Consider the following 18,213-nt stretch of genomic DNA (forward strand, 5'->3'; position numbering starts at 1 on the left):
TCATTCGCTCAGACGCCGCGTTGCGACTGCGCGCAACGCTCGATAGAACAGCGCACCGAAAACGAGCGCCGCGAATATGCCCGACAATGCCAGCAGGATCGGATGCGACGAAAGCGCCCAGCGCAGGTAGTCCAACGGCGAAAGATGGCCAACGTAGTAGGTGTTGCCGTTCGACGTCACCGTGACGGACCGACCGTGAATGACGTCGGTGGCGCCCTGGATCATCGGCACGACGTCGGAATCGAGCAATGCGGAGGCGAGGTTGGCGTCCGACTGCCCAGCCGCGCCGATCAGCGCGACGACGCTGCGGCCGCGGCGCAGCGGCGATTGAAACGCGGTGACGACGGCGTCGCTTTCCGAGCTGACGAGCGAGAGATCCGCTCGCGCGGGCGGGCGCGAGACGCCGCGCTCGCCGCCTTGCCACCAGTCTTCGACCTTGTAGACGATGTCCGAGACGGTGAAACGCGTGGCGTTGCCGTCGCCCGAAAACGACATCGAGTTCGCCCATTTTTGCAAGAGCGGCTGATGTCCCGGTGCGCCGAGCACCAACAGGTCCTTGTCGGCGAACTTGTCGACATCGCCCGCGCTCGCCACGGTCACGCCGAGAACCGGATAGCCCGTCGAGGCCCCCATGCGTCCCATTTCGAGCAAATAGAGGCTGTAGTCGCTCGCGCTCGCGTCGTCGGGCAGGATGACGGCCGTCTCGGACAGATCCGCCATCCGCGTGAACGGGAAGCCGCTGTTGGCGAATGCCGCGAGATCGGGCAGGGCAATGTAGTGAGGAAACGACGAGACGTCGATGACGGAGTTCGGATCGATCGTGCCCACCACGTTTTCGAGCATGCGTCCGTGACATTCGCCGGTGTTCGGAATGTCATAGAAGAAGTGCAGGCGCAACTGCGCGCGCGGCGTGAGCAGCAGCGGCGGAATGTAGACGCGCTTGTGCGCTTGCGCCGTGCCGTCGGGCAATACGCTGCTCAGGTAACGACCCGGGTCGAATATCGACGTTGGGCGCGCCGGGATCGGCAGCGACTCCACGAAGCCGTCATTGACGCTGATGTTGAGCGACGAGCGGTCCGGCGTCGGCCGCACGCTGTAGCGATAGTCGAGGTCGATCGGCGCGCCTTTCGAATGCCACATGAAGAGATCGGGCGGAACGCGCAGATTCACGCGCACCGCTCCAGCGCTGTAGCCCGACACGGTCAGATCGCGCTCGGCCGCCAGTTCGCCCAAGTGAACGGGACGATCGGTGGGCAGCCAGTTCGGCGCGTCGTACGGCACGCGCGGTGCGAGCGACTTGACGTTCGTGATCGTGACGCTCGAGCCGGCAAGCTCGTTGCCGCCCAGACTCAACGCCTCGGCCGCGGTCTTCAGCTCCGCTTCGTTTCGGCCGAGCACGAGAAGGAGCTTGCCTTGAGCGGGCGCCTGGCGGTCCACGATGGCGAGCATCGGTCCCGCGATCTCGGGCAGCGCGATCCCGCTCGGGCGATTGTCCGTGGTCGCGAAGACGACGGCATTGCCCGTGAGCGGCGCGTTATCGAACTGCGTCGGGAAAAGCGCGCCGCGGTAGCCGGCATTCGCGCCGAACCACGACGCGACCGCGCCCGCTGCTTCGAGCGTGCCGATGTCGGGCTTGGCCGGCAGCACGAAGGGCAGCTCGAGCCGGCGTACGTCGCGCCGATCGAAGAACGGCCGCGGCAGATCGGCGAGATCGGGTTTGCTTTGCAGCGTCGCGTAGGTGAGCTCGAGCGAGCTATGATTACTGACCGAGGCCCAGAGCGACGAGTGCGCCGGGTCTTCGCATTTGCGCGTGTAATGGCCGACGAGCTCGACGTTGACGTGATTGAACTCGGTGATGAAGCGCGGATCGATCGAGACGTCGCGCGTGACTTGCATGCCGGCCTGCTCGCGTGGAAGCGGCAGCGTGGCGGCCAATTCTCCGTTGATGAGCACGTTGAGCTGCGAGAGGTCGGGCAGCAGCGCCGGCGAATAGCTGTAGACGAGATGCAGTATCGCGCTCGTCACGACTTCGTCGCGACGCACGGAGAACTCGACGCCGTTCTGCCCCTCGACGCCGCGCAACTGCAGCGGATCGAGGGCACCGAGTTCGGCAAACGTCAGACCCTGGCGCCGCCCGCCCGGTACGACGATGCCGGGGTTCGCCGTCGTCGGCATGGTTGCCGCGGTCGCTTTGGCGGCGAGCGTATCCTGCGGTGCCGGCGTGGCAAGCGCGGCTTGAACGATCGCATTCGGCGTGAACGGCGCGGCGGGCGGCAGGGCGCTCGGCGTGGCGCTGGCCGCCATCGACGAGGTGATCGCACTCGCGATCAGCGCTACGCCCACGAGGGGCAGCAGATAGAGTGAGCGTCGGGCGTGTTTCATTCTCAGGCTGTGCCTTTTTCTTGCTGTTGTGGCTCGCGTTTGCGCGAGAACCGGGCCTTGAGGTCGCTGCCGAGGTGTTCGAACAATCCGGCGATGCCGCTCGATCCGACTCGCAGCACGTGTGACAGGGCGCGCAGCGGCGTGTCGTGCGCGCGGCCCTCCGCCCAGCCGGTCCAGGCATCGGCGCGCGCGAACGTCGCGCTGACGAGCTCGAACTCCTGCTCGCGTGTGAGCGCGTCGAACCGCAAGCCCACTCTGCCAGGCTCGCTGTAGCCGACGGTTGCGGGAAACGCGTACTCCTCGGTGCCGCGAAAGAGCGAGACGATCACGCGCTCCTCGGAGGGCACGCTCATCTGCTGCGGCAGCGCGACGGCGACGCCGCCCTCCGAGTAATCGATCGTTTCGCAGGCAAGCGTGCGGCCCGTCGAAAATTTGAGCGTGACGGGAATGCGCATCGCCACGCGGTGCACGGCGCGGATCTGTTTACGTTCTCGCGCCGCGGCCACGCATGCGCCGAGAATGAGCACGTTGTAGCCGGTCCAGGCCAGGTTCAGCAGCGTCGTTTGTACTTCGCCTTTCACATGCCAGTTGAAGCCGATGTGCGCGACGCCCGCGACGATGCCGAGCACGTTCAGCAGCAGCAACAGCAGATAGGGCCGCGAAATCGCCCAGTCGAAATAGTTCTTTTCGATCTGGCCGCCTTTGGCCGTGACGTTGAACTTGCCGAGCTTCGGGTTGATGAGCGCAAGCAGCGTGGGCAACGTGATGTAAGAGGCGAGCACCGATTCGTAGACTTCCGCCCAGAACGAATGCCGAAACGCGCGTTGCATCCGAGAGTTCGTCACGTTGGCGTGCGCCATGTGCGGCAACGCGTAGATGGCGATGGTGCCGGCCGCGGCATCGATGATGTGCGCGCCGAAAAACAGGAAAGAGAGCGGCGCCGTCAGGAAGATGAGTCGCGGGATGCCGTAGAAGAAGTGCATCATCGCGTTGAGGTAGCAAAGCCGCTGACTGATCTTGAGCCCGGCACCGCGCAGCAGCGGATTGTCGATGCGGAAGATCTGCGTCATGCCGCGCGCCCAGCGGATTCGCTGTCCGATATGACCCGAGAGGCTTTCGGTAGCGAGGCCGGCCGCCTGCGGAATGGCGAGGTAGGCCGTCGTGTAGCCGCGGCGATGAAGCTTGAGGGCAGTATGCGCATCCTCGGTGACGGTTTCGACGGCGATGCCGCCGATCTCCTCGACCATCGAGCGACGCAACAGCGCACACGAGCCGCAGAAGAAGGTCGCGTTCCAGAGATCGTTGCCGTCCTGCACAAGACCATAGAACAGTTCGCCCTCGTTCGGCACTTTGCGGAACGTGCCGAGGTTGCGCTCGAACGGGTCAGCCGAGAAAAAGTGGTGCGGCGTCTGCAGCATCGCGAGGCGCTTGTCGCGCAGGAACCAGCCGAGGCAAACCTGCAGGAACGAGCGCGTGGGAATGTGATCGCAGTCGAAGATCGCGAAGTATTCGCCGCTCGTATGCTTGAGTGCCTCGTTGATGTTGCCCGCTTTCGCATGGCGGTTGTGCGTGCGAATCGTCCAATGCACGCCGACTTCCTCGCAAAAGGCCTTGAATTCGGGCCGGCGGCCGTCGTCGAGGACGTGAATCGACAGCTTCGAAGCGGGGTAGTCGAGCGCCATCGCCGCATAGATCGTCGGCTTGACGACGGAAAGCGGCTCGTTATAGGTGGGGATGAAGATATCGACGGTCGGCCATTCGTCGCGCGAGGCCGGCAACGGCACCGGGGCACGCTTGAGCGGCCACGACGTCTGGAAGTAGCCGAGCAGCAACACGACGCACGAGTAGAGCTCCGCGGCAACGACGAACGTTCCCCAGATGGCGTCGAGCGCGTGCTCCCACTGCGTCGTGGCCGTCAGCCGCCAGTATATGTAGCGGCCGGAGGCGACGACCGAGAGCATCACCATGACGAGTGTTGCATAGCGGCCCTCGAGCCGCCGGAAGAAAAGCGCGGCGGCGAAGCAGAGAACGGCGAACAGCAACTGCTCGGAGAAGGCGAACGGCACCGTGACGACGAAGTAGAGCGCGACGAGCGCCAAGGCGGTCACGATGAGGCGCATCACACGCGTGTCCCACAGCGATGCATCGACGAACCGCTCGAGGCGAGAGGGGGCGGTGGTGCCGTCGAGCGACGGAAGCGGCTTGCTGCTCATGCGATGCTCCGCGTGCGGGCAGGCGCGCAAGCGAGGGCATCGAGGAGCCACCGCGCGCAGCTTTTAAGATCGGCGGCGGCACGGCTTACCGCATCGTAGGCCACGAGCGTCGTCTGATAGGCGAGCGCTTCGCTGACCCCTTCGTCGTGATGAATGACGCCCGGGAACATCGTTGCGCCGCGCGAATCGCGCAGCACCTTCAGCACGTCCTTCGTCAGCTGACGCGTCTGATCGACTTGATTGACGACGTACCCGTGACCGACGAACTCCCGCCGCGGCGCGGCGTAACAGTCGATGAGGCGCTCCATCTGCGGAATCGCCGCGTACGAGGCCGCATCGGCGAGCACCACGTTGACCGCGAACGTGGCTGCGCGCAGCGCCGCGCGCGCATAGACCGAGGCGCCCGGCGGCGTATCGATGATGACGATGTCCGACGCGTCGAGCGGCAATTCGTCGAGCGCGTGGCGTACCGCATCGGGCTTGGCGTCGAGATGGGCTTCGAAGCGGCGCCGGTCGTCCTCGTTGAGCTCGCCATACGGCGACACGATCACGCCATCGGTTCCGCCGACGAGGGCCGTGACCCAGCTTTCGCCGCGCAGCGTGGCGCGAGAGAGGCCATCGACGCTCTCGAGCGGTACGCCGAAGTGCAAGCGCAGCGCATTTTGCGGATCGAGATCGACCGCGACGACACGCTGGCCGCCCGCGGCGAGCACGGAGGCAAGGTTGGCGGCGAGCGTCGTCTTGCCGACGCCGCCCTTTGCCGAGACGACAGCGACGATGTTCATGGCAGGTTCCGTTTCGCGCTCGCGAGCTGGCGCAGCGGCGAGGAGTCGGTATCGGAGCCGCCGGGGACGGCGGCGAGCCGCCGGAACAGATCCGTCAATTTGCGCGACGAGCCGGCCGCGGGTATCGGCCGCTCGCCGCTCGCGCTCGCGTCCGGGGTACCGAAAAGGCCGGCGAGCGGTGAGCGCTCGATCGGCTCTGCCGTGTCGGTCTTGTCGGTCGATATCGGCGCCGGGCTTGCGCCGTCCGTTGGAGTAGTCGTTGTCGCGGCGACGGGCGCTTTTGCCAAAACCGGCGACGGCCGCAACGGTTGCTCCGCGAGCGGGGGAACGGCGCCTCGGGTCGTCTGCGTCAGTGAGCCGAGCAGCGGCCAACGCCGACGCGCGACCTCCGCACCGTCTTCGCGGCCGACTTCCTGGTAATCCGCGGCGTTTCCGCCAAAACGCCGAAAGAGATTCTCGACATCGCTTGATTGGCTCATGACTGACACTCCTGCGAGAAGCGCACGTTCAGAGGCGACCAGCGCCGCCCGGTGCAACGGGGGAAGGACGATTTATCGCGCGAGCCGGAACTCGAGCTCGGTGTGTCCGGCGGCGCGTACCTGCTTCAACGTCAGTGCGTCGGCACCGAGCGTTTCGAGCCAACGGCGATAGGCGCCTTCGAGAAACGCCGTTGCCCACGTATCGGCGCCGGGGCCGAACGCGGCGAGCGGTGCACAGAGATGAGTCAGGCTGAGATGATCGGATTCGTCGGCGAGGCGCACAAATCCCCAGTCGAGTCGCGCCCAATTTGCGTTGAGGGCGGTGGCAAGGTCGTCGATCGTCTCGCATTGTCCGAGCGGATGCGCATCGGCAAAGCGCTGGCCGATGCGTGCCATCAACTGCCTGAGCTGCGCATGATCGAGCTCGCTTTCGAACTCTTCGGCGAGCGCGGTGAGAAATCCCCCCCATTGCGGCGAGGGATGCGTGCTCGCATAAAAGGCGAGCATGGTCGTAGCGAGCGGTGTTTGCATGGTCTTTGCAAGGCGTTCTTGGAAGTTGTCCAGGGCGTCGATCCGCACCTCCGATCTTTTGCCGGCGTTTGGGCGCTCGGTTCGAGTCTTCCAACCGACGATGCGACGCGGGACGCATTATGCCCTGCCAGCGTTAACGCACGGTTGACAACCGTCAAAAATAACTGGCGAGAGTTAACGTAGCGCAACACTGTCCGGAATTTGTCAGTTCTTTACTTTTTTTAATCAGCGTGCGTTGCGCGAGCGGCGGGCTCATCAACTTACCGAATTGGCGAAACGCGCAAAGGTTTGCGCGCTTCATCGCATGGATCGAAAGGTTGCACTTGTCTAATTGGCACTCTAGCCTCACATCGCGGCCGCAGTGCCGGAGGTCATCGCTTCCGTCACGGCGCGTTATGTTGCCGCCGCGTTATGAGCGAGCGCACGCGCCGCGCGGGGCTGCGCTCGCAAGAGTAAATAGAAGGCGGCGACGTGCGTGATCATCAGTAGCGGCACGTAGACGATCGGAATCACATAAGCGCTACCTAATTCGCCGGCAATCTTCGGAAGGTCGAGTTGGACCGCAAGCGAATAGTCGACGATGAGGTCGGTCACTCCCACGAGATTGAAGGCGATAACGAACAGCCAGAAGAGCCTGCGCAGCCTGAACGTAAGGAGCGCCATCATAGCCAGCACGCTCGTGGCCAGATCGCCGTAGGCCGACCACGTGGCGAAGGCGGGGGGCAGATGAGGGCCGACGACGCCAGGAAGCATGAAGACAAGACCGAAAAACCGGAAGCTGTGCAACGTGGCGATACCGCGCTGCGCGTCGATGCGAGCCATCGATTTCAGCTTAGGCCAGATGTAGGCGCTGAAGCAAAGCAGCCACGCAACGTAGCCCGACGCGAGATGGATCCGAAATAAGGTTTCCGTCGACATGCTGTCCTCCATGATCAAAAAAAGGCGCTTTCGAGCCGGACCATCGGCTCGCTCCTGTTCGGCAACATAGATGTACCATTGCTTCCACTGGTTGACTATTTGCGACAATGGCGACGAGGTATGAAGCAAAACTTCACAGTCAGGCAGGGCGCGCTCGACGGCGTGGAGGCGTTTCTCAGCGTCGCTCAGCACCGCAGCTTTCGCAAAGCGGCCGCCGAACTCGGCGTGACGCCGTCTGCCATGAGCCAGGCGGTACGGTCGCTGGAGGCGCGTGTCGGCGCAACGCTTTTCATACGGACCACGCGCAGCGTCGGCCTGACGGAAGCCGGCGAGCGCTTCCTTGCGCGCGCCAAGCCCGCTTTCGAGGAACTCGTTGCCGCCGGTGAGCTCGCGCGCGAACTCGGACAGAGGCCGACCGGCCGGCTGCGTCTTTCGGTGCCGCGCGCCGTGGTGCCGATCCTGCTGCAGCCGCTGATCGCATCGTTTTGTCGGGCCTATCCCGAAGTCGAAGTGGAAGTCTCGGCAAGCGAAGAACTCGTCGATCTCGCCGCCGAAGGGTTCGATGCCGGGATTCGGCTGGGCCAGTTCATCGCCGCCGACATGGTGACCGTGCGGCTGACGCCTCCGTTCAGCCTGATCGTCGTTGGCAGCCCTTCCTACCTTACCGATCGCGGCCGGCCCGAACGGCCCGATGATTTGCGCGGGCACGCATGCCTGAGACTGCGTCGATCGAACGGTGCGCTTGCGCCATGGTCGCTCAGCAACAACGGGCGAGCGGTCGAGATTGCGGTTTCGGGCCCGCTCATCGCGAGCGACTTTCTCACCGTACTGGGCGCGGCTGTCGATGGCGTCGGGCTTGCGCAAGTGCCCGAGCCGATTGCGGCCGACCTGCTGGCGCAGGGCAAACTCGAACGCGTATTGGAGCCGTTCGCGCCGAAGGTGCCCGGAGTGTTTCTCTACTATCCCGATCGCAAGCAGACGATGCCGAAACTGCGAGCGTTCATCGATCACGTGAAGAGCGAGCGCGCACGCCGTTGATGAAGGCAGGCTCGTTCATCGTCGAGCCGCTATTGCGAAAACTCCTCGAAGACAAGCTGCCTGAGCCACTGATTGCTGGGCTCGCGATGATTGCGGGCGTGCCATAAGACGTTGATCGTGATATCGGGAATTTTCACGGGGCACGGCGCGCTATCGAGGCCGAATGGCGCAAGCGTGCGAGTGGCGTACGCCTGCGGGACCACGGCGATCAGGTCCGTTGTCTGAAGAATGTGTCCCACCGCCACGAAGTGCGGCACGCGCAGACAAACGCGCCGCGGCACGCTCGCGCGCTGGATCGCCGCATCGACCATCCCGTGGCCCGTGCCCTCCGCGACGATGGCAACGTGCTCCGCCTCGAGAAACGCCTTCATCGTCATGCCGCTCTTCGCCAGGGGATGGCCTTTCCGGAAGAGACACACGTATCGTTGCTTGAACAAGCGCCGTTGAAAGAAGCCCGTCTTCAGATCGGGCATAAAGCCGATGGCCAAGTCGACCTGGCCGGTCTCCATGGCATCCCGAAGCGCATCGGGATAATTGCGCACGGTACTGATCGTGACGCCCGGCGCTTCCTTCGCCAATCGCTTCATGAGCGCGGGCAGGAAGTAAATCTCGCCGATGTCCGTCATTGCAACAGTAAACGACCGGTTGCTCGACGCGGGCTCGAACGTCGACGTCGCGTTGAGCGTGTTGTATATCGCCCCCAAAGCGTAGCCGATCGGTTCGGCGAGCGATTCCGCGAACGGCGTGGGCATCATGCCTTTGGACGTCCGGAGGAACAGCTCGTCGCCGAGCAGTTTGCGCAGGCGGTTCAACGCATTGCTGATTGCCGGCTGCGAGATGCCCAGCGTCTGCGCCACGGTGGAAACGCGCCGTTGCCTGAGCAGCTCGTTGAATACCACGAGCAGGTTCAGATCGATGTCCTGAAGCTCCATATCCGTGTCTCCTGGTCCCATGCCGCGGTCCGATCGGGACTCGCGCTCGAGTGCTCGTCTGGCACTCCTAATCACTACTCCGCGGCATTATCACTGTCGGTGATGTGGATTATCAAGAAGTTTCTATTTATCAATACTATGCGCAGCGGCATCATGGCACGACGAATTGACCAGCCCCGGAGACACTGGCGCCATGGAAGTATCGATTTTGCCGCTCAAGCGCGTGCTCGACGCACCGGCCGGCGAAAACCTGCTCGACGTGCTGCGTGCGCACGACGTTCCGGTTTCCTATAGCTGCATGGCCGGCCGTTGCGGCACCTGTCGTTGTCGCGTGGTTTCAGGCAATGTGCTCGTGACGGGCGCCGCGGAGACGAATGCGCCGGCGGCCACGGGGCAGACCGTGCTGGCCTGCCAGACGACCATCGTCGAAGACTGCGCGATCGAATTGCCGGAAGTCGACGAAATCGTCGTCCATCCGGCGAAGATCATCAAGGCGACGGTCGTCGGCATCGAAGACATGACGCACGACATCAAGCGGCTTCGGCTCGCCCTGTCGAAACCGTTCGAATTCTCGCCCGGGCAATACGCGACGCTGCAGTTCACGCCGCAACATAGCCGGCCGTATTCGATGGCGGTCGCACCCAACGCGGGAGAGGTCGAGTTCCATATTCGGCTCGTCCCGGGCGGCCGCACTACCAGCTACGTTGCAACCCAGCTGAAGGTAGGCGACGTCGTTCGCCTGAGCGGCCCGCTCGGGACGGCCTACCTGCGCCGCAAGACGACCGACCCCATCGTATGCATTGCCGGCGGCACTGGCCTCGCGCCGATTCTTTCGATTCTGAGGGGCATCGCCGATGAAGGCATGACGAACCCCGTGCAACTGTATTTCGGCGTGCGTTCGCCGGACGACATCTATGGCACACATTGGATCGACGAGCTTCGCGAACGGCTCCCGAATTTGACGGCGCATGTCGTCGTGGCTTCGGCTGGCAAGTCGGACCGATACCGCGGCGGCGTCGTGACCGAAGCCGTCGGCAAGGATTGGTCGAGCCTCAAGGGCTGGCGTGCCTATGTCGCCGGTGCGCCCGTGATGGTCGATGCCGCGTCGATCTTGCTGCGTCAACGCGGCGTGGCTGCCGAGCACGTCTATGCCGATGCGTTCTACGCAAGCGGCATATGACCTCGAAACTGGGCCGATGGCACACAGAAACTCACGAATCCTACGAATCCCCAGGAGACAAAGCATGAACGAGGCTCCTATTGCCTTCACAGAACCCGTATGGAACGGCGCCGGATCGAGCCGCATTCCATTCAGGGCCTACACGGATGCCGACATCTACCGCCGAGAGCTCGAGCGACTCTTTTATACGGGCCACTGGTGCTATGTGGGCCTCGAGGCGGAGATCCCGAACCCGGGCGATTTCAAGCGAACGGTCGTGGGCGAGCGTTCCGTCATCGTCGCGCGAACGCAGGACGGAGACGTGAGCGTGGTCGAAAACGTCTGCGCGCATCGGGGCGTGCGCTTTTGCCGCGAGAAGTTCGGCAACCGCAAGGACTTCACTTGCCCCTACCACCAATGGAATTACGACCTGAAGGGCAATCTGGTCGGCGTGCCGTTCCGGCGCGGCGTCAAGCAGGACGGCAAGATCAACGGCGGCATGCCGTCTGACTTCGACCCGAAGGAGCACGGCCTCACGAAGCTCAACGTGGCCACGCGAAACGGCGTCATCTTCGCGTCGTTCGATCCCGACCTGCCTTCGCTCGAAGCGTTCCTTGGCCCGACGATTTTGCGCTATTTCGATCGCGTCTTCGACGGGCGCAAGCTGACGATCCTCGGCTACAGCCGGCAACGTATTCCCGGCAACTGGAAGCTGATGCAGGAGAACATCAAGGACCCGTACCATCCAGGCCTGCTTCATACGTGGTTCGTGACGTTCGGCCTTTGGCGCGCCGACAACAAGTCCGAGCTGAAAATGGACGAGCAGTATCGCCACGCGGCCATGATCTCGACCCGCGGCTCGGGCGGAAAAGGAGAGGTGACGAGCGGCGTATCGAGCTTCAAGGATCAGATGACGCTGAACGACGACCGCTTCCTCGATGTCGTCCACGAGCCCTGGTGGGGCGGCCCGACGGCGGTCATGACCACGGTGTTTCCGAGCGTCATCATTCAGCAGCAGGTCAATTCGTTGTCGACACGCCATATCCAGCCGAACGGGCAGGGCTCGTTCGATTTCATCTGGACGCATTTCGGTTTCGAAGACGATAGCGGCGAGATGACGCGTCGCCGTTTGCGCCAGGCGAATTTGTTCGGACCCGCGGGTTTCGTTTCGGCTGACGACGGAGAGGTGATCGAGTTCTCGCAGGAAGGTTTCGAGCAAAAGCCGTCTCACCGAACCATCGCGGAGCTCGGCGGTCGCGAAATCGGCGATACCGATCACATGGTGACGGAGACGCTGATTCGCGGCATGTACGACTACTGGCGTCGCGTGATGGAGATCTGACGATGCTCGATTTCCAAACCTATCAGCAACTCGTCGCGCTCTATACCGACTACGCCGCGGCTGTCGACAACAACGAGTGGGACAAGTGGCCCGAGTTCTTTACGCAGCATTGCGTCTACAAAGTCCAGGCGCGCGAGAACTACGATCGGGGATTTCCGCTCGCGACGCTGTCGTTCGAGAGCAAGGGCATGTTGAAGGATCGCGTCTACGGCATGACCGAGACGATTTTTCACGATCCGTACTACCAACGCCATGTCGTTGGCGCGCCACGTGTCGTCGTCGTGGAGGACGCACGAATCCAAGCCGAGGCCAACTATGCGGTGTTCCGCACGAAGCCCGACGAGATGACGACCGTCTTCAACGTCGGCCGGTATATCGACACGATCGTGCGCACGGACAGTGGCTTGAAGTTCGAATCGCGGCTTTGCGTATTCGATAGCGAGATGATCGCCAACTCCCTCATTTACCCGATTTGAGCCTCCTATGACTAAGCAATGGATCAAAGTCATCGATCTGGCCGCGGTGCCGGGCGACGACGTGGTGGCGGTCGAGGCCGCCGGACAAGAGCTCGCCCTCTACGGCGTGGATGGCGCTGTGTACGCCACGGACAACATCTGCACGCACGGCCACGCCCGTCTTTGCGACGGATTTCTGGAGGGACACGAAATCGAATGTCCTCTGCACCAGGGCCGCTTCGACGTCAGAACAGGAAAAGCGCTTTGCGAGCCGCTTGCGGCCGATATCCGTACGTATCCGATCAGGATCGAGGACGGCAGCGTTTTCGTCGAAATCTAAACGGATATCAACCAAAGGAGACGCCGGATGGAGACAGATTCGACACGTGAAGCGCGGTCGGCCTACTACGAGCAACTCGCAGCACGCGGCCTTTCCCCGCTTTGGGAGTCCCTGCATAGCCTCGTGCCGAAGGAGCCGCGGCCGCAGGCCGTCGCGGCAATATGGAAGTACGCGCGGATTCGCGACCTGATCATGCGGGCCGGCACGTTGATCAGCGCCGAGGAGGCGATTCGCCGCGTGCTCGTTCTGGAGAACCCGGGCCTTGAGGGGAAAGCGAGCATCACATCGACGCTCTATGCCGGCCTGCAACTCATTCTGCCCGGCGAAATCGCGCCGAGTCATCGGCATACGCAGTCCGCGTTGCGCTTCATCGTGGAAGGTCGCGGCGCGTGGACGGCCGTGAACGGCGAACGCACGACGATGCATCCGGGCGATTTCATCATTACCCCTTCCTGGACTTGGCACGATCATGGCAATCCGTCCGTGGAAGAAGGCGGCGAGCCGGTCGTGTGGCTCGATGGGCTCGACATTCCGTTGATCGCGAGCCTCAATGCGGGCTTCGCGGAAAGCTATCCGCGAGCGACTCAGCCTGTCGCCCGTCCCGAAGGCGACAGCTTTGCGCGCTTCGGCCACAACATGGTCCCGGTTCGCCATCGCGTCGACGATCCGAGTTCGCCTGTATTCAGCTATCCGTACGATCGTAGCCGCGAAGCGCTCGACATCCTTCACCGCAATGGCGAGCTCGACGAATGGGATGGCGTGAAGCTTCGCTACGTGAATCCGGCCACGGGTGGATGGCCGATGCCGACGATTGCCACGTTCATGCAGCTTCTTCCCGCGGGCTTCTCCGGCAGGTCTTATCGCAGCACGGATGCCACGGTCTACTGCGTCGTGGAAGGGCAGGGATCGGTGCGGATCGGTGATACGTCCTTTGCGTTCGAGCCGCGCGACGTCTTCGTCGTGCCGGTGTGGCAACCGGCCAGCTTGACGGCATCGACGGAAAGCGTGCTCTTCAGCTATTCGGATCGGCCGGTCATGTCGGCGCTCAATCTGCTGCGCGAAGAGCGCCAATAACTTCAATTCAGTAGGACTGAATCGATCCGGTAGGCGCGCAGTACCCGCTGCCTACCATTGATCGCAATTGCAATTGAACTTCCGATGTTCCATTTAATTTGAGGCCTATCGCCATGGCATTCGTATTTCCTCCCGAGCCGCCCATCGCTGTGCCTGTCGCGGGCAGCGACGACAAATTCGCCGTGCGCCGCGTCTACTGCGTCGGGCGCAACTACGCGGCTCACGCGCGCGAGATGGGATTCGATCCCGATCGCGAGCCGCCCTTCTTCTTTTGCAAGCCGGCGGGAGCGGTGATTCCCGTGGCCTATGGCGAGACGCTGGAGATCCCTTACCCGTCTCAGACGACCAACTACCATTACGAAGCCGAGCTCGTCGCGGCCATCGGCAAGGGGGGCACGGACATCGCGGTGGCTGACGCGCTCGATCATGTCTGGGGCTACGCGGTTGGTCTGGACATGACGCGTCGCGATTTGCAGATGAAGATGCGCGAGATGGGGCGGCCGTGGGAGATCGGCAAGGCATTCGACGATTCGGCTCCGATCGGTCCGCTCCATAGGGCAAGCGATGTCGGCCATTTCGAAAGCGGTGGAATATGGCTGACGGTGAACGGCGCGACCAAACAAGAAAGCGATGTATCGCATTTGATCTGGTCGGTGGCGGAAACCGTCTCGGACCTCTCGAAGTTCTTCCGGCTCGAGCCCGGCGATCTCATCTACACGGGGACGCCTGAAGGCGTGGGCCCGGTGGTCAAGGGCGATTCGATGATGGTTGGAATCGAGCGGCTGGGCGAGCTGAGCGTGCGCGTGGATTGATTGCGAGGGCGCCTTGCATGCAACTTCATAGTTTTTTCAATAGCTCCGCCTCCTATCGCGTGCGAATCGCGCTTGCGCTCAAAGGGCTTGCCAGCGATTACGTCCCCGTGAACATTCGCGCGGGCGCGCATCGCGACGCGGAATATGTCGATCGCATCAATCCTTCGGCGGTTGTGCCCGCGCTCGTCGACGGCGAGTTCACGCTCGGCCAGTCGCTCGCGATCATCGACTATCTGGACGAGCGTCATCCCGAGCCGCGCCTGATTCCGTCCGAGCCGATACTGCGTGCGCGCGTCCTCGAGTTCGCCTATTTGATCTCATGCGATATCCACCCTGTCAACAACCTGCGGATCCTTAAATACCTCGATGCGGTGCTTCACGTCACGCCCGAGCAAAAGGACGCCTGGTACAAGCATTGGATCGCGGAAGGAATGGCCGGGGTCGAGCGGATGCTCGCGCGACACGGCCAAGGGCCATGGTGCTTCGGACATGCACCGACGTTGGCTGATTGCTGCCTCGTGCCTCAGATCGCGAACGCGCAGCGGATGGGGTGTGATCTAACGCTCTATCCGTTGAGCCTCGCCGCCTACCGCCACGCCATGGAGCATCCGGCGTTCGACGCTGCTCAGCCGAACAAGCAGCCCGACTATCTGGGCTCGTAAACGAAGTCGCTCGCGGCACGCGCCGCGAGCGAACCTGCACATTCCCGATCAGAACTTGTGGCGTATGCCTAGGCGTACGCCAAGCTGCTTGTCGGTGGCGGACGGCGTGAAGCCGCTGATGTTGGCGACCGCGGGCTGCCCGAGCGAATCGCGACCGGTTGCGCGCTGCAATACGGCCAACGCATAAAGGTCGGTTCGTTTGGACAGCCTATAGATGGTGCCGAGGTCGAGCTGAAGATACTTGGCGCCGCCGTCACCTTTCACCGAATTGCGCCAGGTGTAATCGAACGCCACGCCGGTCAGCAAAGACGGCGTCCAGCGATAACGAACGCCGAGCTCCGCGCTCGTGAAGATGGCGTTGCCCGTGTAGCCGAGCGGGTTCGGACCGGATGAAGAACCTAGCGAGTCGAAGCGCGTATTCGTCACCACCGTCGAGATCGTTGCTTGGCCGAGCGTATAGGAAGCGCCGGCGCCGAGTATCTCCGTCGTATGCGCAGAGGCGTATCCGGCATAGCCGGGCGAGGACTCAGGCGCCGTGGCTGAACCGAACGACCCGAGATTGTTCGCGGTCGCGAGTCCCTTGTTGGGTGTATTTCCGTAGAATGAAACATTCGGATTTCGCGCGTTGAGGTATCCCGCCCCGAATGAGAATGCCGTGCCGCTGTAGCTGACGCCGAGCGACCAGATTTGATTTTGGCTCGTGTTGCCAGCAACGCCGCCGAAGCTATAGAGCGCGCCGGCGCGGAAGCCGCGATAGGTCGGCGTCGTGAATTTGACCGAGTTGTTGATGCGATTCGTGTTGCTGAGGTTGTCGACATCGTTGAGATGCGACGACATATAGCCGCCCCATGCGCCCGATGCCCCGAAAGACTGAACGGATTCCACCAAAGGGTCGTACTGACGTCCGAGCGTGACGGTGCCGAGCCGCGACGAAGACAAGCCGACGTACGCTTGCCGTCCGAACTCGGCCCCGCCTTGAGCAAGGACCCCGCTGTTCGCCATGAAGCCGTTTTCGATGACGAAGACCGCGCTCAGCCCGTTTCCGAGCTCTTCCGTGCCGCGCAATCCCCATCGGCTGCCGGACAGGCCCGTCGTATGAGCGTCGGTCAGAGCGAATTGACTTCCCCCGTGTGGATGGCCGCTTGCGACGCCTGTTTGCGCGCTGTTCGTATAGGTCATGCCGAGATCGACGATGCCATAGAGCGTGACGCTCGTCTGCGCGTGCGAGGCAGTGGCCGCGACGGCAAAGCCGCAAGCGGCGAGTTGCTTCTTCATCAAGTGTCTCCGTACTTTGTTAGGGATGCTTACGATTACTGCCGGACCTGCGATGGGTCTGAGGAATGCGGGCGGAGGGCGGCGGTCATTGCCGCCTTCGTTCCTTCGCCCGCCGGTTCAAGCCGCGTCGATGCCGGCGGATGCGGCAAGCGCGGGAAGGGCTGCGCGGCGTCGAGCCTGCACTCCGCATAGGTAGATGGCGGCGGCCGCGACGCCGGCCGGTACCGCAACGATGAGGAACAGCACCGAAAACCGGATATGGGCCGCGAGCAAGGCGCCGCCGACGAGCGCGCCGCAGACAGAGCCGAGCCGGCCCACCCCCAGCGCCCAGCTGAGGCCGGTCACGCGGTTGGCAGTGGGGTAGTAGCGCGCCGCGAATGCATTGGCGCCGATCTGCGAACCGCTGATGCAAAAGCCGACGCCCGCGACCGTGACGGCGAGCAAGTCGCCCGGCATGCAGCCGGTCAGAGCGAGAAAGACTGCGCCGAACGCGTAGGAGAGTCCGAGAACGCCAGTGGCGGAAAACCTGTCCATGAGTCTTCCGAGAACGAGCGCGCCGAGCGTGCCGCCCACTTGATAGAACACGCCGATTCGCGAGGCCGCGGCGAGCGAGAGGCCGGAGGCATGAACGAGCGTCGGCAGCCAGTTCGTCATGAGATAGACAATCAGCAGGCTCATGAAGAAGACGCACCACAGAAGCAGCGTTCCGGTGCGAAACGCCGGCGCGAACAATTGTTTCACGGGCGAACCCGCCGTTCGGGTTTCGTGCAAGGTGAAGCGTGTATCGACGTCAGCTCGAAGCGGGGCGATGCGGTTGAGCAACGCGGCGATCTTGCTTGCGTCCGCGCCCTTGACGACGAGGTAGCGTACCGATTCGGGCAGCCATACCGCGAGCGCGGCTGCGAGCGCGAGCGGCGCAATGCCGCCGAAGAGGAATACGCCGCGCCAACCGTAATCGGGAATCAGCTGGGCCGCGACGACGCCGCCCAGGCCCGACCCCATCGTGAAGCCACAGAACATGACCGTCGTGAGAAACGCCCGGCGGCGCTCGGGGCAATACTCAGACGTAAGCGCGATCGCATTCGGCATGGCCGCGCCGAGTCCGAGCCCGGTGGCGAAGCGCAGTGCGATCAGGATCGCTACGCTCGGCGAATGCGCGGTCGCGAGGCTCGCGAGACCGAAGAAGGCGACGGTGGCGATCAAGGTCTTCTTTCGCCCGATTCGATCGGCGACGGGCCCGAGCAGCAGCGCGCCCACCATCAAGCCACCGAGGCCGGCGCCGAACAACATGCCGAGAACATTGGGACCGATATGCCAGTCCCGCATCAGAAGCGGTGCGATGAAACCGACGCAGGCCGTGTCGAAGCCGTCGACCGCGACGATGCAAAAGCATAAAAGTAGGACTCGCCATTGAAAATGCGAGAACGGGCGCTCGTCGAGCCAGGCTCGAACGTCAATAGGGGGCGGTGCCGACGACATGAGGGGTGTCTCCTTTCATCATGGCCGAGCGGTTGTCGGCCTTTCGTTATGAAAGGGAACTTAAACTGCGTCGCACCACCCGTCGACATAGGAACGTGAATTCGGCGCATTCACCGAATCAATATTGCGGGCTGTGCGTGCCGAAACGTCAATCCGCGAGTACGATGGAAAACTGGCTCATCGATCAATTTCGGGAGGTGCCATGAACGCGGTGTGCCCGCTGCATGGGCCAACGACTATCATCGGCACGAACGCATACGGGTTCCCGGTTTATGCGTGCTGCCGCAACGACCTGCCTTATCTCACGCCACCGGACGCATGTACGAGGGCCCCGACC

17 protein-coding genes are annotated in these 18,213 nt (G+C 63.0%); 8 read left to right on the forward strand and 9 right to left on the reverse strand.

Annotation, left to right across the window (positions count from 1 at the left end; genetic code table 11):
- The 6 genes from bcsB to C9I57_RS03310 all read right to left on the reverse strand — a co-directional run bounded on the left by bcsB (position 1) and on the right by C9I57_RS03310 (position 7,308).
- Complete coding sequence (gene bcsB, locus C9I57_RS03285; RefSeq protein WP_258187468.1) at positions 1-2,382, reverse strand: cellulose biosynthesis cyclic di-GMP-binding regulatory protein BcsB; 2,382 nt, start codon at positions 2,380-2,382, stop codon at positions 1-3.
- Between the two features lie 2 nt (positions 2,383-2,384).
- Entirely contained in the window at positions 2,385-4,595 is a 2,211-nt protein-coding gene (gene bcsA, locus C9I57_RS03290) for a UDP-forming cellulose synthase catalytic subunit (RefSeq protein ID WP_107149280.1), read from the reverse strand.
- Positions 4,592-5,380: a cellulose biosynthesis protein BcsQ gene (bcsQ, locus tag C9I57_RS03295; protein WP_107149170.1), complete on the reverse strand. Its 789-nt coding sequence runs from the start codon at positions 5,378-5,380 to the stop codon at positions 4,592-4,594. The genes bcsA and bcsQ overlap by 4 nt, the downstream gene beginning before the upstream one ends.
- A complete protein-coding gene (gene bcsP, locus C9I57_RS03300; protein WP_107149171.1) occupies positions 5,377-5,859 on the reverse strand; it encodes a cellulose biosynthesis protein BcsP in 483 nt (160 codons plus the stop codon). The genes bcsQ and bcsP overlap by 4 nt, the downstream gene beginning before the upstream one ends.
- Before the next feature lie 72 nt (positions 5,860-5,931).
- Positions 5,932-6,390, reverse strand: coding sequence for a cellulose biosynthesis protein BcsD (gene bcsD / locus C9I57_RS03305; protein ID WP_107149281.1), 459 nt, complete (start codon positions 6,388-6,390; stop codon positions 5,932-5,934).
- A gap of 393 nt (positions 6,391-6,783) precedes the next feature.
- Positions 6,784-7,308, reverse strand: coding sequence for a hypothetical protein (locus C9I57_RS03310; protein ID WP_107149172.1), 525 nt, complete (start codon positions 7,306-7,308; stop codon positions 6,784-6,786).
- Between the two features lie 120 nt (positions 7,309-7,428).
- Between C9I57_RS03310 and C9I57_RS03315 the strand changes: the two genes are divergently transcribed.
- Positions 7,429-8,346: a LysR family transcriptional regulator gene (locus C9I57_RS03315; RefSeq protein ID WP_107149173.1), complete on the forward strand. Its 918-nt coding sequence runs from the start codon at positions 7,429-7,431 to the stop codon at positions 8,344-8,346.
- 29 nt (positions 8,347-8,375) lie between these two features.
- Here the strand turns inward: C9I57_RS03315 and C9I57_RS03320 are convergent, their stop codons facing one another.
- On the reverse strand, positions 8,376-9,278 hold the full coding sequence (locus tag C9I57_RS03320; RefSeq protein ID WP_018440042.1) for a LysR family transcriptional regulator: 903 nt from the start codon (positions 9,276-9,278) through the stop codon (positions 8,376-8,378).
- Between the two features lie 193 nt (positions 9,279-9,471).
- Here C9I57_RS03320 and C9I57_RS03325 point away from each other — a divergent pair, with 193 nt between their 5' ends.
- The 7 genes from C9I57_RS03325 to maiA all read left to right on the forward strand — a co-directional run bounded on the left by C9I57_RS03325 (position 9,472) and on the right by maiA (position 15,122).
- A complete protein-coding gene (locus C9I57_RS03325) occupies positions 9,472-10,458 on the forward strand; it encodes a 2Fe-2S iron-sulfur cluster-binding protein (RefSeq protein WP_107149174.1) in 987 nt (328 codons plus the stop codon).
- Positions 10,459-10,522: 64 nt separating this feature from the next.
- Positions 10,523-11,779, forward strand: coding sequence for an aromatic ring-hydroxylating dioxygenase subunit alpha (locus C9I57_RS03330; protein ID WP_107149175.1), 1,257 nt, complete (start codon positions 10,523-10,525; stop codon positions 11,777-11,779).
- A 2-nt stretch (positions 11,780-11,781) separates the two neighbouring features.
- The gene (locus C9I57_RS03335; RefSeq protein WP_107149176.1) at positions 11,782-12,255 is read left to right on the forward strand and encodes an aromatic-ring-hydroxylating dioxygenase subunit beta; all 474 of its coding nucleotides are present in this window, start codon (positions 11,782-11,784) and stop codon (positions 12,253-12,255) included.
- A 7-nt stretch (positions 12,256-12,262) separates the two neighbouring features.
- Positions 12,263-12,574 carry a non-heme iron oxygenase ferredoxin subunit gene (locus C9I57_RS03340; RefSeq protein WP_107149177.1) on the forward strand — a complete coding sequence of 104 codons (312 nt, stop codon included), beginning with the start codon at positions 12,263-12,265 and terminating at the stop codon, positions 12,572-12,574.
- A 27-nt stretch (positions 12,575-12,601) separates the two neighbouring features.
- Entirely contained in the window at positions 12,602-13,648 is a 1,047-nt protein-coding gene (gene gtdA / locus C9I57_RS03345; RefSeq protein ID WP_107149178.1) for a gentisate 1,2-dioxygenase, read from the forward strand.
- Between the two features lie 113 nt (positions 13,649-13,761).
- Positions 13,762-14,460 (forward strand): fumarylacetoacetate hydrolase family protein, encoded by a 699-nt coding sequence (locus C9I57_RS03350; RefSeq protein ID WP_107149179.1) that lies wholly within the window; start codon positions 13,762-13,764, stop codon positions 14,458-14,460.
- 17 nt (positions 14,461-14,477) lie between these two features.
- Entirely contained in the window at positions 14,478-15,122 is a 645-nt protein-coding gene (gene maiA, locus C9I57_RS03355) for a maleylacetoacetate isomerase (protein ID WP_107149180.1), read from the forward strand.
- Between the two features lie 48 nt (positions 15,123-15,170).
- Here the strand turns inward: maiA and C9I57_RS03360 are convergent, their stop codons facing one another.
- Both C9I57_RS03360 and C9I57_RS03365 read right to left on the reverse strand, forming a co-directional pair.
- The gene (locus tag C9I57_RS03360) at positions 15,171-16,397 is read right to left on the reverse strand and encodes a porin (RefSeq protein WP_107149181.1); all 1,227 of its coding nucleotides are present in this window, start codon (positions 16,395-16,397) and stop codon (positions 15,171-15,173) included.
- 117 nt (positions 16,398-16,514) lie between these two features.
- On the reverse strand, positions 16,515-17,876 hold the full coding sequence (locus C9I57_RS03365) for an MFS transporter (protein WP_107149182.1): 1,362 nt from the start codon (positions 17,874-17,876) through the stop codon (positions 16,515-16,517).
- Positions 17,877-18,213: the final 337 nt, after the last annotated feature.

The sequence above is a fragment of the Trinickia symbiotica genome, assembly GCF_003028655.1.
Lineage (GTDB): Bacteria > Pseudomonadota > Gammaproteobacteria > Burkholderiales > Burkholderiaceae > Trinickia > Trinickia symbiotica_A.

Excerpts from the sequence above, each read along its gene's own strand:
- bcsB (WP_258187468.1), bottom strand. The coding sequence starts at position 2,382 with ATGAAACACGCCCGACGCTCACTCTATCTGCTGCCCCTCGTGGGCGTA.
- bcsA (WP_107149280.1), bottom strand. The coding sequence starts at position 4,595 with ATGAGCAGCAAGCCGCTTCCGTCGCTCGACGGCACCACCGCCCCCTCT.
- bcsQ (WP_107149170.1), bottom strand. The coding sequence starts at position 5,380 with ATGAACATCGTCGCTGTCGTCTCGGCAAAGGGCGGCGTCGGCAAGACG.
- bcsP (WP_107149171.1), bottom strand. The coding sequence starts at position 5,859 with ATGAGCCAATCAAGCGATGTCGAGAATCTCTTTCGGCGTTTTGGCGGA.
- bcsD (WP_107149281.1), bottom strand. The coding sequence starts at position 6,390 with ATGCAAACACCGCTCGCTACGACCATGCTCGCCTTTTATGCGAGCACG.
- C9I57_RS03310 (WP_107149172.1), bottom strand. The coding sequence starts at position 7,308 with ATGTCGACGGAAACCTTATTTCGGATCCATCTCGCGTCGGGCTACGTT.
- C9I57_RS03315 (WP_107149173.1), top strand. The coding sequence starts at position 7,429 with ATGAAGCAAAACTTCACAGTCAGGCAGGGCGCGCTCGACGGCGTGGAG.
- C9I57_RS03320 (WP_018440042.1), bottom strand. The coding sequence starts at position 9,278 with ATGGAGCTTCAGGACATCGATCTGAACCTGCTCGTGGTATTCAACGAG.
- C9I57_RS03325 (WP_107149174.1), top strand. The coding sequence starts at position 9,472 with ATGGAAGTATCGATTTTGCCGCTCAAGCGCGTGCTCGACGCACCGGCC.
- C9I57_RS03330 (WP_107149175.1), top strand. The coding sequence starts at position 10,523 with ATGAACGAGGCTCCTATTGCCTTCACAGAACCCGTATGGAACGGCGCC.
- C9I57_RS03335 (WP_107149176.1), top strand. The coding sequence starts at position 11,782 with ATGCTCGATTTCCAAACCTATCAGCAACTCGTCGCGCTCTATACCGAC.
- C9I57_RS03340 (WP_107149177.1), top strand. The coding sequence starts at position 12,263 with ATGACTAAGCAATGGATCAAAGTCATCGATCTGGCCGCGGTGCCGGGC.
- gtdA (WP_107149178.1), top strand. The coding sequence starts at position 12,602 with ATGGAGACAGATTCGACACGTGAAGCGCGGTCGGCCTACTACGAGCAA.
- C9I57_RS03350 (WP_107149179.1), top strand. The coding sequence starts at position 13,762 with ATGGCATTCGTATTTCCTCCCGAGCCGCCCATCGCTGTGCCTGTCGCG.
- maiA (WP_107149180.1), top strand. The coding sequence starts at position 14,478 with ATGCAACTTCATAGTTTTTTCAATAGCTCCGCCTCCTATCGCGTGCGA.
- C9I57_RS03360 (WP_107149181.1), bottom strand. The coding sequence starts at position 16,397 with ATGAAGAAGCAACTCGCCGCTTGCGGCTTTGCCGTCGCGGCCACTGCC.
- C9I57_RS03365 (WP_107149182.1), bottom strand. The coding sequence starts at position 17,876 with ATGTCGTCGGCACCGCCCCCTATTGACGTTCGAGCCTGGCTCGACGAG.